Raw genomic sequence first — 14,418 nt, 5'->3', positions numbered from 1 at the left:
TAGGAGCTCTAACGCTATCTAGCCCTACTCATGAACGTGCAGTGTATTCTCGTGAGCTTGGATTATCCGTGGTGCTGCGCGATTGCAATAGCTCATCCACTCCCACCCCGATCCAACTGCCGATACCCGATCGCTTCGGCCACGTGCGCCGTCCGAATGTCCTCACTCCCCTCCAGGTCGGCCACCGTCCGCGCCACCCGAAGAATGCGATGCATCGACCGCGCTGACAGCTGCAATCGTTCCACCGCATCCTCAAGCAGTTGCCGATCCGCAGTAGACAGCCGACAGTGCTGCGCCAGCTCGCCGGGTTGCAACTGTGCATTGGCCTTCCCGCTGCGGCCCAGCTGCACCTCGCGCGCCGCCACCACCCGCGCCCGCACCGTGTTGCTGTCTTCGCCGCACGGCGTGTCATCGCGGAGTTCGTGCGGCTCCAACCGCGGCACCTCCACATGCAGGTCGATGCGGTCCAGCAGCGGGCCGGACACGCGGCCGCGATAACGTTGGATGCCATCGACCGCGCAGCGACAGCGCCCGCTCCGGTCGCCGGCCCAGCCACAGGGGCAGGGGTTCATCGCAGCCACCAGCTGGAAGCGTGCGGGAAACGCTTCACTGCGCGACGCGCGCGCGACTACCACCTGGCCCGACTCCAATGGCTCGCGCAGCACCTCCAGTGCGTGCCGGCTCCATTCGGGCAGCTCATCCAGGAACAGCACGCCGTTGTGCGCCAGCGATATCTCGCCCGGGCGCGGGAACGAGCCGCCGCCCACCAGCGATACCGCGCTGGCGGTGTGGTGCGGTGATCGGTACGGGCGCTGCCGCCAACGGGCGGTGTCGATGCCGCCGCCGGTGCAGGACGCCACCGTGGCGGTCTCCAGTGCCTCCAGCTCGGTGGCGTCGGGCAGGATGCCGGGCAACCGCGAGGCCAGCAGCGTCTTGCCGCAGCCCGGTGTCCCTATCAGCAACAGGTGGTGGCCCCCGGCAGCGGCTACTTCCAGTGCCCGCCGTGCCTGCGGTTGGCCGCGTACGTCGCGCAGGTCGGGCATGGGCAGGCTGGCGACGTCGGCAGGCAGGGCCTTGGGCAACGTGCGCTCACTCAGGCCGGCGCATGCTTCCAGCAGCGTCCGCGCCACGCGCACATCGGCGTGCCCGGCCAAGCCGGCTTCGGCGGCGTTTTCCGGTGGCACGATCAACGTGCGGCCAAGCCGGGCGGCGGCAAGGGCGGCAGGCAGCACGCCGTTTACCCCGCGCAGTTCACCGGTCAGCGCCAGTTCGCCCAGGAATTCATAGCGCGACAACACCTGCGTATCGATCTGCCCGCTGGCGGCCAGGATGCCGAGCGCGATGGCCAGATCAAAGCGACCGCCTTCCTTGGGCAGATCGGCCGGGGCCAGGTTGATGGTGATGCGGCGCTGTGGAAACTCGAACTGCGAACAGACGATGGCGGCACGCACGCGGTCGCGCGATTCGCGCACGGCGGTTTCCGGCAGGCCCACCATCTGGGTGTGCGGCAGGCCGCCGGAGAGCAGTACTTCAATGCGGACGGCAGGCGCGTTGACGCCTGCGCGGGCACGGCTGTGGACCAGCGCCAGGCTCATGCAATTACCCAAAGTTGTCGGTCAAGCTCGCAATGGTGGGTAAGTTCAACGTTGACCGGTATAGGCAAACCCTGCAGCTGGATGTGGGTATTGCGGTGCATCGCTCACTGCGCTTCGGGTAGCGTACGGCGCTGCAACCGTTTCATGTGCGAGGTCGCATTCGTCTAGTTACAGCACGGGATAAGCACTCAACCGAACGTGGGCGACGCGATGCTACCAGGGAGATTTTCGCGCCTGTCGATGTTGTTTGCGTTGTCAGCGCTATGGATGAAACGCCGGCAGGTGCTCGTCGCCCGCCATCGACACGACGTAGCAGTAGACGTTGGCAATTTCAAAACTGACATGAATCACAAATCAGACATTACAACCTGGGCGGACGTAGCGAATCTCCAGCTGTGCTTGTTGAGCAACGAACAGTTTTGCGATATAGAAGCTGTGCGCAATGAAGGCGCGCCGATCTTCATCACATGGAAGAGCGCATGAAGCTGCTTGAGTCCGGGACGAGCTCGATTACGGCCTCCCCCCGTAGCGATATTGATGATCATTGCAATAGTGCTCCGCTGGGCATCGGAGGACAATCTGGCGACAGCGACAGCCCGTTCCTCGAAGGGGGCAGGCGTGAAGGTCAGCGTCCCTGTCGTGATAGTCAGCGTGCTGCTTGCACGTCCAACTGCTGATCGTGCCTATGCGACGACAGTTCGCCGCCGTCGCATTCCACGGTGCGATGAAGGCGCTTGTCTTCCTGCATCTTTCGACATTGGCGGTTGGGGTCGCTTCTGCGGAAGGGAATCCGTCCGAATTCTCACAAAGAATCGAGGCGATGGCGTCTGCTGAGCAGCAAATGACCTCACTCGAGAGGCGCGATCGTCTGGTGCGTCTGTATAGGGCGGAGTTCCCGGCAGCTGTCAGTACCACCGATCCACAGGCACTTTCAGCACGACTGGATGCTGCGATCTCCACTGTCTTCTACTCGAAGGACCCTGGCGTCGCGCGAGAGTTGGCCATGGTCTATCGGGCATTGACCGCGCTTGGCGGTGCCAGGGAGGGTGACCTTGATCAAGTGATCCGTTCAATGATCAAGGCACGAGAATTCGAGTGGGCGGACATCCTGCTGGCAGAGGCCGGGCGCCCATCGCTCCCTTCGGTGGATGTCGGCGCGTTGGCCGGCAAGGGTGCAGTGCGTAGGGTAATGGTGACAGACAACAACCATATCTCCGTGGAGCCGGCTGACGAAGCCCGGCTCAGGGATGGCATTGTCGTAGTGAGTAATCCTGTATGTGGGTTTTCGAATGCGGCAGGCGCGGCCATTTCCACGGATTCATTCCTTGCCGACGGCTTCAAGGATGCGTTGTGGCTGGTGCCTCCCGAAGGTGACCTTCGCGTTCGCGAGGTGGAGAGCTGGAAGCGACGTCATCCGTCCCAGCGTATGGTTTTGACGTATGACTGGCTTGACTGGCCAGAGATCGATGACTGGTCGACACCGGTGTTCTATTTCTTTGCGGGTGGCCGGCTTGTCGAGAAGGTCACTGGTTGGCCACTGGACGGGAGTCGGGCATCGCGCCTTCATGGCGCCGTGGAGCGGTGGAGGAAGGCGAAGGAACTACAGAGCGTTCCGACTCCAGAAGGCTTCTGAGGCGACGCGCGCGGTCGCGGGCGTTCATGCGCTGCCGCTAGACTGGACGCCCCCCTGCACCGCCCGAACATTCAACCTGATGGATATGCCTCACCGCCCCAGCCCGGTCCACCTCATCGCCATCGACATGGACGGCACCCTGCTCAACCCCGCCCACAAGCTCACGCCGCGGGTGAAGCAGGCCATTGCCGCGGCCCGCGCGCAGGGCGTGCGGGTGGTGCTGGCCAGCGGCCGACCGGTGTCCGGGCTGGCGCCGTTCCTGGCTGAGCTGGGCATCGAGGGCGATGCGGAATTCTGCATCGCCTGCAATGGTGCGGTGGTGGAGAACCTCGGCAGCGGCCAGCGCGTGGTGGAGTATCCGCTGAGCTTCGAGGACTTCCTGTTCTGCGAACGCATCGCACGCGATCTGGGCATCCACTTCCAGGCGCTGGATGGCCGGCGCATGTACACGCCCAACCAGGACATCAGCATCTACACGGTGGCCGATTCGCACCTGTCGCACGTGCCCCTGTCGTACCGGCGGGTGGAGGACATGGACCCGGCGATGCAGTTCATCAAGCTGATGATGATCGACGAGCCGCACGTGCTGGACGCGGCGATTGCACGCCTGCCATCGGAGCTCACCGATCGTTTCGCGGTGCTCAAGAGTGCGCCGTTTTTCCTGGAAGTGTTCGACCACCGGGCAGGCAAGGGGCCGAGCCTGCAGAAGCTGGCCGCGCACCTGGGCGTGGACGCGGCCAACGTGATGGCACTCGGCGATCAGGAGAATGACCTGACCATGCTGCAGTTCGCCGGGACCAGCGTGGCGATGGGCAACGCGATCGATGCGGTGAAACAGACGGCGCGCTTCGAAACCGCGACCAACGCCGAGGATGGCGTAGCGCTGGCGATCGAGAGGTTTGTGCTGCAAACGGCCTGATGCGGCCTGGGCTTAGCCTGCCGGCGTATTGCTGCCGCGCGCTTCCAGCTCGGCCACGGTCTTCTCCAGCGCCTCCAGCTTCTCGCGGGTCTTGAGCAGCACCGCGCGCTGTACGTCGAACTCCTCGCGGGTGACCAGGTCCAGTTTGCCCAGCCCGGCCTGCAGCGCGGTCTTGAAGGTGGCCTGCAGTTCCTCGCGCGACTGGCGCAGGCCCGGCGGGACCATGTCGCTCAGGCGACGGGCCAGGTCATCAAGGTGGTTGAGGTCGATCATGCTACTGCTCCGCAGGGTATACGCTAAGGATAGTCCCCCACGCCGGCGCCGGCACTGACCGCGCGCATCGCGTTCACCGGGGGACAGGCGTTATCCTCGCTCGCCGGAATACAGGAGCCAAGCAGAATGAAGATGGTCATGGCGGTGCTCAAGCCGTTCAAGCTCGACGATGTGCGCGAAGCACTGGCCGAGCGCGGCGTCACCGGGATCACGGTCACCGAGGTGAAAGGCTTCGGGCGCCAGAAGGGACATACCGAGCTGTACCGCGGCGCGGAGTACGTGGTCGACTTCCTGCCCAAGGTGAAGATCGAGGTGGCCGTCACCGATGGCCAGGTCGAGGAAGTGGTGGAGGCCATCGTGAAGGCCGCCGGCACCGGCAAGATCGGCGACGGCAAGGTGTTCGTGTACGACCTGGGCAGCGTGGTGCGCATCCGCACCGGTGAGCTGGACGCTGACGCGCTGTAAGTTGGTTTGCCGGGCAGAGCCCGGCACTACGGTCCGCTGTATGCGGGTCGGGTTGGCATGGCCGGGCAGCGCGCCCGGCCTGCGGGACACAGCGGCGGGGTTACGCGTGGCCCTTGAACCAGCGGTAGAAACGCTTCCAGCCCACGCGCAGGCTGGCCACCCAGCGCGGGTCGGCCACCAGTGCGGCCTGCGACGGCGTGGGCGTCAGGCCGGTCAGGCGCTGGCGCATCTTCAGCAGGTTCTTCATGTCGCTGCGGCGCAGCTGGCGCGATACCGGGTGCACCGGCAGCCAGCGCGGGCTGCGCCAGGCCGAGGTGAAGTCCACCAGCACCGGTACCCCGCCGCTGACCATCACGTTGGTGCCATGCAGGTCGTTGTGGGTGATGCCGGCCGCGTGCAGGCGGGTGAGGGCGTACTGCAGCTGCTCGAACACCTCCACGCCCACCGACTGGGCCGCGCTCAGGGTCTGGCCGGGAATGAACTCCATGCCCAGCGCCAGCCCGCCGATGGTGCCCAGCAAGGCCGGGGCATGCTTCCAGCCACTCAGGCGCTGCAGGATGCGGGCCTCGCGGCGAACCAGCAGGCGCGCCACCGGCGACAGCGGCGTGCCGCGGTAACGGGTGTAGTCCTTCACCACGGCCTGCTGGCCGTTGAGGCAGGTGCGGTAGACGTCCGGTTCAAGCAGGCGTTCGCCGCGCTTGAGCAGCTCGGCCGGGGCGGTGTCGGTGCCGACACACGAAGCAACAGGAGTATTCATGGCGTTCTTTGGGCGACCCGGTGGTCGGCGCAAAGCGTCAGGCGTACCGGTGCTGCTACTGGGGAGGGGTGGGTATCAAGATTTCGTTAATTTTAATACTCACCAGTACACCAATCCAGAGAATGTCGGAGAAATGTCGTAGCCGGGGGTGGAACAGTTCGTCACGCAGAATCGGACAATTCTGTATCACTCGCTAGAATTTCGTTCAAGATCAAGCGCTTGCGGGAACGTCCGACCGGGCAATGCGTTCAAGGAACGCCAGCAGTGCGTGGCGCAGCTGGTCAACGCCGGGGGACTCGATCGGGAAATGACCGCACTGGTCCAGCAGCACCCGCTCGCGGGGCGCGGCCAGCCGGTCGAAGAAGCGGTCGCTGATCGCCACGGGTGTCCAGGCATCGCAGGCCGGGTGGACCATGAGCACCGGGCAGCGGTCGAACTGCTCCGGCTCCACGGCCGGGGCGGTGTCGAACAGGGAGGCGAGCAGGCCCAGCGGGACCCGGTTGCCGCCGCCGAGCGGGTCGCGGCAGACCAGCGCGGTCAGGGCGGGATCGCGTGACATGCGGTCCATGTGGGTGAACCAGCGCACCGGCAGGCGCAGCCCACGGGTCAGTCGGCTCAGGGGCCGCAGGGTCGGAAGCAGGGCGCGCATCCAAGGGCGGCGCACCAGCGCGGCCTGCACCTGCGGGTCGCGCGGGTCGGCCAGGGTGGTCACGGCCAGGCCGCGCACCCAGGGCGATTCGGCAGCCACCAGGTAGGCCAGGTAGCCACCGATGCTGGCACCCAGCAGCACGATCGGACGCGGTCGCCGCGCATGCTCTGCCTCGATCAACGCCAGCAGCGTGCGTTTCCACGCGGCGTAGTCCACCTGCGTCCACGGCCCGCCGCTGAGCCCGTAGCCGGGCAGGTCCGGCGCCAGCACCTCGTGTCCAGCCACCGCCAGGCGCTGGGCCAGCGGCGCGAACATCCGTCCGTAGCCGCCGGCACCGTGCACCAGGATGACGGTGAGCCCGGCGTCGGGCGGGCCGTGGCGATCCAGGTGCAGCGGGCCGTCCGGGCCGTCGATCCGGCACATGCGGGGTGCCTGCACGCCGGCCACGGGGTCGAAAAAGCCTTGGTAGGCCTCGCTGAGGGGCGGGTAGGCGGCGGTGACGGGGTGGCGGTGCATCGGGGTAGTCTAGGCCGCGCGTTCAGGCACGGCGCGCTGAACGTGTCCCACCGCCCGCTTGACCCCGGCGCACCCGGTGCCGACCATACGCTGTTGATCGCGACATGGGCGGCCGCCCCTCTCTGGCACGTCCCCGCCCCCTGACGCCTTATCGGTGCCGGTTTCTGCCGTGCATCGCCCCCACTTTTCGGTTCCGGCCCTGCCGGAGGAAGACTGATGACCAAGATCGTGCTGGCAGCGCTGTTCATCGCCTGCGTGCTGTATATCCATTTCCGCGGCAAGGTGCGCGCGCGCTGGTCGCGGCAGCTGCTGGACCACTCCAGCTTCATGGCCCCCATCAACGTGATCATGTACATGTTCTCGAAGGTGCCGACCACGCCGTTCCTGGACCCGGGCAAGGAATTCCCGCAGCTGGAACCGCTGCGCCAGAACTGGCAGATGATCCGTGACGAGGCGCTGGCGCTGCGCGATGCGGACAAGATCGCCGCGTCCAGCACGTTCAACGATGCCGGCTTCAATTCGTTCTTCCGCCGCGGCTGGAAGCGCTTCTACCTGAAGTGGTACGGCCCGTCGCACCCGTCGGCCAAGACGCTGTGCCCGAAGACCACCGCGCTGCTGGAATCGCTGCCGGACGTGCGCGCGGCGATGTTCGCCCAGCTGCCCTCGGGCAGCGAGCTGCGCCCGCACCGCGACCCGTTCGCCGGTTCGCTGCGCCTGCACCTGGGCCTGACCACGCCCAACGACGATGGCTGCTACATCGTGGTGGATGGCATCAAGAAGAGCTGGCGCGATGGCGAGTGGATGATGTTCGATGAGACCTACATCCACCACGCGCACAACGAGACCCCCGATGACCGGGTGATCCTGTTCTGCGACATCGCGCGCCCGCTGCGCTTCGGCCTGCCGGGCCTGTTCAACCGCGCGGTGGCGTCCACGCTGTTGGCCGGTGGCGCCTCGCCGAACCTGCCGGGCGACCCCACCGGTGGGGTCAACAAGGCGTTTGGCGGCGTGTACAAGGTTCGGCTGAAGGCCAAGGCGCTGCGCGAGCGCAGCGTGGTGGCCTACCAGGTGATCAAGTGGGGCCTGGTGGTGGCGGTGATTGCCGGGATCTGGGCGATCTGAGGTCAGGGGTTCATGGGGTTGCCGGCCAGCGGCCGGCACTACCGGGTACAAAAAACCCGCGCTGTTGCCAGCGCGGGTTTTTTGTTGCGTGCGTGGATGTGGGCCGCACCGACCAACGGTCGGTGCCTACCGCCATCGCGGGGTTTTCCGGTCAATGCCAAACCCAACGCCGACCGGTTAATGCCAACGTCGGCATCGACCGGGTCAACGCCAACGCCGGCACCGACCGGGTCAACGCCAACGCCGGCACCGACCGGGTCAACGCCTGCGCCGGCACCGACCGGGTCAACGCCTGCGCCGGCACCGACCGGTAGAGCCGACCGTTGGTCGGCTGGCCGCGCACAGCGCGGCAACGATCGACACCGGCGCTTAACGCATCAGCCCTTCAGGGCTGCCGCCACGAACGGCGGGGTCACCAGCACGCCGGTGTGCAGCGCGGCGGTGTAGTACAGCGTATCGAACGCCTTGCCAGCCGAATCGGCCTGGCGGAAGTCGAAGCTGCTCTCGCCCTTGCGGGCCAGGGTCACGCTCCACCAGCCGGTCGGGTAGCACGGCTGCGGGAACGGCAGGGTCTTGAACGAGCCGAAGCCCGCCTTGCCCATCTCGGTGCGCATTTCGTTGATCAGGTCCAGCTGCATCAGCGGCGATTCGGACTGCTGCACCAGGATGCCGTCGTCCTTGAGCGCCTTGAAGCAGCTCTCGTAGAAGGCCTTGTTGAACAGGCCTTCGCCCGGGCCCACCGGGTCGGTGGAGTCCACGATCACCACGTCCACGCTGCCGGCCGGGCAGTTGGCCATGTAGGCCACGCCATCGTCGAACATCAGCTCGGCGCGCGGGTCGTCGTTGGAATCGCACAGTTCCGGGAAGTGCTTGCGGGCCATCACGGTGACCTGCTCGTCGATGTCGCACTGGGTCACGCTCTCCACGCCCGGGTGCTTGAGCACTTCGCGCAGGGTGCCGCAGTCGCCGCCGCCGATGATCACCACGCGCTTGGGCGCGGCGTGGGTGAACAGCACCGGGTGGCTGATCATCTCGTGATAGAAGAAGTTGTCCTTGCTGGTCAACATGATGGCGCCATCGATGGTCATCAGGTTGCCCCAGTCGGTGGTCGCGAAGATCTCGATCTTCTGGAACGGCGACTGCACTTCGTCCAGCTTGCCGGTCAGGCGGTAGCCGATGGCCGAGCCGGTGCGCTCGAAATGCTCGATGTACCAGTTGTTGTTGTCAGTCATGGAATAGCAGTCCTGTTCGGAAGGGTATTGGAGCCGGGCTGGCGGCGGTGCCGCGTGGCGCAAGCCACGTCCGGACGGGTTGCCCGTTCAGGTTTGAAGCCTGAGCACGGGCGCGGGCGCGCATGATAACGGAGCTGTCGCCACATAGGCGTTATCATGCACCCCCTTTTTTACCAACCAGGCCCACTGAAATGACCGATTGGTCCCTCGACCAAGCCCGCAAGACCTACTCGATTCCGCATTGGGCGGATGGCTACTTCGACGTGGATCAGGCAGGACACATGGTGGTGAGACCGACTGGCCAGGACGGCCCGGTGGTGTCCTTGCCCAAGATCGTGGACGCCGCCCGCGAGGCCGGCGCCAAGCTGCCGCTGCTGGTGCGCTTCCCGGACATCCTGGGCCAGCGCCTGGGCAAGCTGCAGGCCGCGTTCGCGCAGGCCCAGGCCGACTGGGAGTACCCGGGCGGCTACACCGCCGTGTACCCGATCAAGGTCAACCAGCACCGTGGCGTGGCCGGCACCCTGGCCAGCCACCATGGCGAGGGCTTCGGCCTGGAAGCGGGCAGCAAGCCCGAGCTGATGGCCGTGCTGGCGCTGTCGCGCCCGGGCGGGCTGATCGTCTGCAATGGCTACAAGGACCGCGAGTACATCCGCCTGGCCCTGATCGGCCGCAAGCTGGGCCTGCAGACCTTCATCGTGATCGAGAAGCCGTCCGAGCTGAAGCTGGTGCTGGAGGAATCCAAGGCGCTGGATGTGAAGCCGGGCCTGGGCGTGCGCATGCGCCTGGCCTCGCTGGGCGCGGGCAAGTGGCAGAACAGTGGCGGCGACAAGGCCAAGTTCGGCCTGTCCCCGCGCCAGCTGCTGGACCTGTGGAAGTCGCTGCGCGACACCGAATACGCCGACTGCCTGAGCCTGCTGCATTTCCACATGGGCTCGCAGATCTCCAACGTGCGTGACATCGCCAACGGCATGCGCGAAGCCACCCGCTACTTCGTGGAACTGTCGCGCCTGGGCGCGAAGATCACCCACGTGGACGTCGGTGGCGGCCTGGGCGTGGATTACGAAGGCACCCGCTCGCGCAGCTTCTGCTCGATCAACTATGGGCTCAATTCGTACGCCAGCAACATCGTGCAGCCGCTGGCCAATGCCTGCGAAGAACACGGCCTGACCCCGCCGCGGATCGTCACCGAGTGCGGCCGCGCGATGACCGCGCACCACGCGGTACTGATTGCCAACGTGTCTGAAGTGGAAGAGGCGCAGGAAGGCCGCGTGCCGGACCAGCACGACGACGAGCCGGCGGCGATCCGCCACCTGCGCGAGATCCACGCCGAGCTGGACGAGCGCCCGGCGGTGGAGCTGTTCCAGGAAGCCCAGCACTTCCATGCCGAAGGCCTGTCCAGCTATGCGCTGGGCCAGATCGACCTGCCGCAGCGGGCGCGCATCGATGACCTGTTCTACGCCATCGCCCATGCGGTGCGTGCGCGCCTGAGCTACGACGAGAAGAGCCATCGCCCGGCGCTGGACGAGTTGAACGAACGCCTGGTGGACAAGTATTTCGTCAACTTCAGCGTGTTCGAGTCGATTCCCGATGCGTGGGCGATCGACCAGGTGTTCCCGATCGTGCCGATCGAGCGCCTGAACGAGGCGCCGCAGCGCCGCGGCATCATCGCCGACATGACCTGCGATTCCGATGGCATGGTCAAGACCTACGTCGAGAACGAGAGCCTGGACAGCTCGCTGCCGCTGCACGCGCTGAACCCGGGCGAGAGCTACCGCATCGCCTTCTTCATGGTGGGCGCGTACCAGGAAATCCTGGGCGACATCCACAACCTGTTCGGCGACACCGACGCGGTGGAAGTGCTGGCCGATGCCGATGGCTACGCGATCACCCAGCAGCGCCGCGGCGACACCACCGACGTGATGCTGGACTACGTGGGTTACAGCCTGGCCGACCTGCGTGCCAGCTATGCCGAACGCGTGGCGGCGGCGAAGCTGTCGCCGGAGCGCGCGCAGGAGCTGTCCGACGCGCTGGAAGCGGGCCTGACCGGGTACACCTACCTGTCCGACGAGCCGCTGGCCTGAGCCAGCGGCACCCGCGTAGCGCCGGGCTCTGCCCGGCTGCTTGCTGCGGCACGCTTCCCGTTGCCGGGCATACCGCCGGGCAGAGCCCGGCGCTACGTAGCGGCTTGGTTTCCTTTTTCAACACGGCAGCCGGCTCATGAGCGTACGCGCGATCTTCCATCTGTTCCTGCATGCCGCCGTGCCGGCGTTGCTGGCGTGGATGTTCTGGCGCAAGCGTTTTTTGTCGGCGTGGGCACTGCTGTTGCTGGGCTGGATCATCGACCTGGACCACCTGCTGGCCGACCCGATCTACGCCCCGAACCGCTGCAGCATCGGCTTCCATCCGTTGCACACCGCGCCGGCGATTGCGGTCTACGCGGGCCTGTGCGTGCCGAAGAAGACACGGTTGTTCGGCATCGGGCTGATCATCCACATCGTGCTCGACGCCATCGATTGCTGGTGGATGCACCACTCCCGGTAGAGCCGACCGTTGGTCGGCTGACGCGCACCATGGGCGCGTCAGGTTGTTCGCAAAGTGCAGCCGACCATACGAGCGTCCCGTAGGGGCCGGGTAGAGCCGACCGTTGGTCGGCTGACGTACACCACGGGCATTCGGTTGTTCGCGAAATGCAGCCGACCATACGAGCGTCCCGTAGGGGCCGGGTAGAGCCGACCGTTGGTCGGCTGACGTACACCACGGGCACGTTCGATTGTTCGTGAAATGCAGCCGACCAACGGTCGGCTCTACCAGTACGGACGCTTTTGGTTATTCGTGAAATGCGGCCGACCAACGGTCGGCTCTACGCGCATTTGGTCCGGTAGGGCCAACCGCTGGTCAGCCCGCTGGCAGCGTCAACGTCGCGCGCAGTCCCGGGTGTGTATTGGCCAGCACCAAGCTGCCGCCGTAACTCTCGGCAATGTCGGCCACGATCGCCAGGCCCAGGCCGTTGCTGGAGGCACGCTCGTCCAGGCGCACGCCACGCTCCAGCACGTGCTGCAGCTCCGCGTCCGGCAACCCCGGGCCATCGTCCTCCACGCGGATGTGCAGTTCATTACCGACGTGGCGCACGCTGACACGCACCGTATGCGCGGCCCACTTGCCGGCATTGTCGAGCAGGTTGCCGAGCATTTCCTCCAGGTCTTCGCGCGCACCGGCAAACAGGCCCTGCGCATCCGGGTCCTGTTCGAACACCAGCCCGCGTTCGTTGTGAACGCGCTGCATCAAACTGCACAGCGCGCCCATCACCGGGGCCACCACGGTGCGCTGCTGGCTGTCGGCACCGATCCCGGCCGCCAGGTAGCGCTCGATGCTGGCCTGCATGCGCGCGGTTTCGCTGCGCAGGGTCTGGCGCCAGTCGCTGCCGTCGCCCTCGGCTTCGGTCATCAGCACCGTCAGCGGCGTCTTCAAGGCATGGGCGAGGTCCTCGGCACTGCGGCGCGCACGCACCACCATGCGCTGATGGTGGTCGAGCAGGTCGTTGAGCTGCACCGCCAAGGGCGCCACCTCCCTGACCAACCCCTGCTGCGGAAAGCGCACGTTTTCACCGTTGCGGACCTGGCCGGCGATGCGGCTCAGTTCGGCCAGCGGGCGCAGGCCGTAATGCACCTGGGTGACCAGTACCGCGAACCACAGCGCCACCAGCACGGCCAGCGCCAGCGCCGTGTGCTGGCGGAACGCGCTGACCTGGGCGTCCAGATCGCTGCGGTCGGTGGCCACCACCACGCGCAGCGGCGTGGGCACGCGCGGCAACGTGACCTGCTGGGCCAGCGCACGCAGGGGGGCATGCAGCGGGCCGGTGGTGTCGAAGGCCTGCGCCGGCCCGGTGCGCAGCGTCGCCGGGGTGGCCAGGGTTTCATCCCACAACGAGCGCGATTGCCCCAGCGGCTGGCCCTTGGCGTCCTGCACCTGCCAGTAGGTACCGGAAAACACCCGCTGGTAGCGCTCGTCGAACAATTCACGGCGCAGCTGCAGGCGGCCCTGTGCATCGCTTTCGGCCAGCGCCAGCACTGCGATCAGTTCGTTGCCCAGGCGCTGGTCCAGCGCGCTGCGTGCCGAACGCTCAAACATCGCACCCAGCCACCAGGTGGCCAGCGCCGACACCAGCACCAGGCCCACGCCACCGGCGAGCAGCAGGCGGGTACGCAGCGAGCCGGTATTCATGGCTGTGCCGACAGGCGGAAGCCCTGCCCACGATGGGTATGGATGAGGTCGCTGCCCAGCTTGCGGCGGATCCGCCCGATCAGCACGTCCAGCGTGTTGGAATCGGGATCGAAGCCGGCTTCGTACACGTGCTCGCCCAACCGCGAGCGGCTGATCACCACGTCGGGGTGGTGCAGGAAGTAGCTCAGGATGCGCTGCTCCTGCGGGCTCAGGTGCAGCAGCTCGCCGTCCAGCTCGAAGCGGCCGGCGTTGACGTCCAGCAGCAGTGGTCCGCATTGCAGGCGCGGGCTGGCATGGCCGGCGCTGCGCCGGATCAGCGCACGCAGGCGCAGCAGCAGTTCTTCGGGCTGGAACGGTTTGGTCAGGTAGTCGTCGGCCCCGGCATCGAAGCCGGCCAGCTTGTCGTGCCAGCGCGCCCGGGCGGTCAGCACCAGCACCGGGAAGCCGCGCCCGGCCTGGCGCCAACGCTCGATGATGCTCAGGCCATCCAGCCCGGGCAGGCCCAGGTCGACCACCGCCGCGGCGATGTCCTCGATCTGGCCCAGCTCCTCAGCCTGGCGGCCCTCGGCGCTGTGCAGCACCAGGTAGCCGGCCTCTTCCAGCAGGGCCTGCAGCCGGTTGGCCAGCAGGGCATCGTCCTCGGCAAGCAGGATCCGCATCAATCTTCTTCCATCTTCAACAGGCGCCCGGTAGCTGCATCGTAATCCAGCTCCATCACCACGCCGTTGGCGCCCAGGATCTCGATCTCGTACTTGCCGTCGTCCAGTTCCACTTCCACCAGCTTGCCGGGGTAGCGGCGCAGCGCGTCGGCCACCACCTGCTGCAGCGGCACCAGCCGGCCCTGGCGCACGGCCTGGCGCACCGCCTCCTGCTGGCGGCTGCCGCCGTCGTGCACGCGTACGGGCTCCTGCGGGCTCAACGCCAGCAGCACGGGAAGCAACAGGGAGGCGGTCATGGACATGCCACACGGTATACGCCGCCCGTCTAAACATTCCCTAACAGCCGGGCTCATGGTCCGCTTAGGTGCGCTTGCCAG

The 14,418-nt window shown here is 66.5% G+C and carries 16 protein-coding genes; 8 read left to right on the top strand and 8 right to left on the bottom strand.

What is annotated here, in order from left to right:
• Positions 1 to 92 precede the first annotated feature (92 nt).
• Positions 93 to 1,595: a YifB family Mg chelatase-like AAA ATPase gene (locus ACZ0AE_RS18925; protein WP_463601876.1), complete on the bottom strand. Its 1,503-nt coding sequence runs from the start codon at positions 1,593 to 1,595 to the stop codon at positions 93 to 95.
• 198 nt (positions 1,596 to 1,793) lie between these two features.
• Between ACZ0AE_RS18925 and ACZ0AE_RS18920 the strand changes: the two genes are divergently transcribed.
• The 3 genes from ACZ0AE_RS18920 to yidA all read left to right on the top strand — a co-directional run bounded on the left by ACZ0AE_RS18920 (position 1,794) and on the right by yidA (position 4,147).
• Positions 1,794 to 2,078 carry a hypothetical protein gene (locus tag ACZ0AE_RS18920; protein ID WP_463601875.1) on the top strand — a complete coding sequence of 95 codons (285 nt, stop codon included), beginning with the start codon at positions 1,794 to 1,796 and terminating at the stop codon, positions 2,076 to 2,078.
• Positions 2,079 to 2,280: 202 nt separating this feature from the next.
• Positions 2,281 to 3,228 carry a hypothetical protein gene (locus tag ACZ0AE_RS18915; RefSeq protein WP_463601874.1) on the top strand — a complete coding sequence of 316 codons (948 nt, stop codon included), beginning with the start codon at positions 2,281 to 2,283 and terminating at the stop codon, positions 3,226 to 3,228.
• A gap of 79 nt (positions 3,229 to 3,307) precedes the next feature.
• Entirely contained in the window at positions 3,308 to 4,147 is an 840-nt protein-coding gene (gene yidA, locus ACZ0AE_RS18910; protein WP_463601873.1) for a sugar-phosphatase, read from the top strand.
• 12 nt (positions 4,148 to 4,159) lie between these two features.
• Here yidA and ubiK read toward each other — a convergent pair whose 3' ends face one another.
• Complete coding sequence (ubiK, locus tag ACZ0AE_RS18905; protein ID WP_448136678.1) at positions 4,160 to 4,420, bottom strand: ubiquinone biosynthesis accessory factor UbiK; 261 nt, start codon at positions 4,418 to 4,420, stop codon at positions 4,160 to 4,162.
• Between the two features lie 126 nt (positions 4,421 to 4,546).
• Between ubiK and ACZ0AE_RS18900 the strand changes: the two genes are divergently transcribed.
• A complete protein-coding gene (locus ACZ0AE_RS18900; protein ID WP_038685739.1) occupies positions 4,547 to 4,885 on the top strand; it encodes a P-II family nitrogen regulator in 339 nt (112 codons plus the stop codon).
• 100 nt (positions 4,886 to 4,985) lie between these two features.
• Here the strand turns inward: ACZ0AE_RS18900 and ACZ0AE_RS18895 are convergent, their stop codons facing one another.
• Both ACZ0AE_RS18895 and ACZ0AE_RS18890 read right to left on the bottom strand, forming a co-directional pair.
• Positions 4,986 to 5,642: an RIO1 family regulatory kinase/ATPase domain-containing protein gene (locus ACZ0AE_RS18895; RefSeq protein WP_038685740.1), complete on the bottom strand. Its 657-nt coding sequence runs from the start codon at positions 5,640 to 5,642 to the stop codon at positions 4,986 to 4,988.
• A 211-nt stretch (positions 5,643 to 5,853) separates the two neighbouring features.
• Entirely contained in the window at positions 5,854 to 6,807 is a 954-nt protein-coding gene (locus ACZ0AE_RS18890; protein ID WP_463601872.1) for an alpha/beta hydrolase, read from the bottom strand.
• Positions 6,808 to 7,023: 216 nt separating this feature from the next.
• Between ACZ0AE_RS18890 and ACZ0AE_RS18885 the strand changes: the two genes are divergently transcribed.
• Together ACZ0AE_RS18885 and ACZ0AE_RS18880 are read left to right on the top strand one after the other, a co-directional pair.
• Positions 7,024 to 7,929: an aspartyl/asparaginyl beta-hydroxylase domain-containing protein gene (locus ACZ0AE_RS18885; RefSeq protein WP_463601871.1), complete on the top strand. Its 906-nt coding sequence runs from the start codon at positions 7,024 to 7,026 to the stop codon at positions 7,927 to 7,929.
• 122 nt (positions 7,930 to 8,051) lie between these two features.
• Positions 8,052 to 8,243 carry a hypothetical protein gene (locus ACZ0AE_RS18880; RefSeq protein WP_463601870.1) on the top strand — a complete coding sequence of 64 codons (192 nt, stop codon included), beginning with the start codon at positions 8,052 to 8,054 and terminating at the stop codon, positions 8,241 to 8,243.
• Between the two features lie 63 nt (positions 8,244 to 8,306).
• Here the strand turns inward: ACZ0AE_RS18880 and speE are convergent, their stop codons facing one another.
• Positions 8,307 to 9,161, bottom strand: coding sequence for a polyamine aminopropyltransferase (speE, locus tag ACZ0AE_RS18875; protein ID WP_137190644.1), 855 nt, complete (start codon positions 9,159 to 9,161; stop codon positions 8,307 to 8,309).
• A 191-nt stretch (positions 9,162 to 9,352) separates the two neighbouring features.
• Between speE and speA the strand changes: the two genes are divergently transcribed.
• Both speA and ACZ0AE_RS18865 read left to right on the top strand, forming a co-directional pair.
• Positions 9,353 to 11,242, top strand: coding sequence for an arginine decarboxylase (gene speA, locus ACZ0AE_RS18870; protein ID WP_038685744.1), 1,890 nt, complete (start codon positions 9,353 to 9,355; stop codon positions 11,240 to 11,242).
• A 136-nt stretch (positions 11,243 to 11,378) separates the two neighbouring features.
• A complete protein-coding gene (locus ACZ0AE_RS18865) occupies positions 11,379 to 11,702 on the top strand; it encodes a DUF6122 family protein (protein ID WP_463601869.1) in 324 nt (107 codons plus the stop codon).
• A gap of 354 nt (positions 11,703 to 12,056) precedes the next feature.
• On the opposite strand, the gene ACZ0AE_RS18860 is transcribed toward ACZ0AE_RS18865, so the two are convergent.
• The 3 genes from ACZ0AE_RS18860 to ACZ0AE_RS18850 are packed head-to-tail and all read right to left on the bottom strand — an operon-like array spanning position 12,057 to position 14,337.
• A complete protein-coding gene (locus tag ACZ0AE_RS18860; protein WP_463601868.1) occupies positions 12,057 to 13,382 on the bottom strand; it encodes a sensor histidine kinase in 1,326 nt (441 codons plus the stop codon).
• On the bottom strand, positions 13,379 to 14,041 hold the full coding sequence (locus tag ACZ0AE_RS18855; RefSeq protein WP_038685747.1) for a response regulator transcription factor: 663 nt from the start codon (positions 14,039 to 14,041) through the stop codon (positions 13,379 to 13,381). Before ACZ0AE_RS18855 ends, ACZ0AE_RS18860 begins: the two co-directional genes overlap by 4 nt.
• Positions 14,041 to 14,337: a PepSY domain-containing protein gene (locus ACZ0AE_RS18850; protein WP_038685748.1), complete on the bottom strand. Its 297-nt coding sequence runs from the start codon at positions 14,335 to 14,337 to the stop codon at positions 14,041 to 14,043. The genes ACZ0AE_RS18855 and ACZ0AE_RS18850 overlap by 1 nt, the downstream gene beginning before the upstream one ends.
• Positions 14,338 to 14,418 lie beyond the last annotated feature (81 nt).

This window comes from Stenotrophomonas sp. AC248 (assembly GCF_979258185.1).
This window is presented reverse-complemented; position numbering and strand designations above follow the sequence as displayed.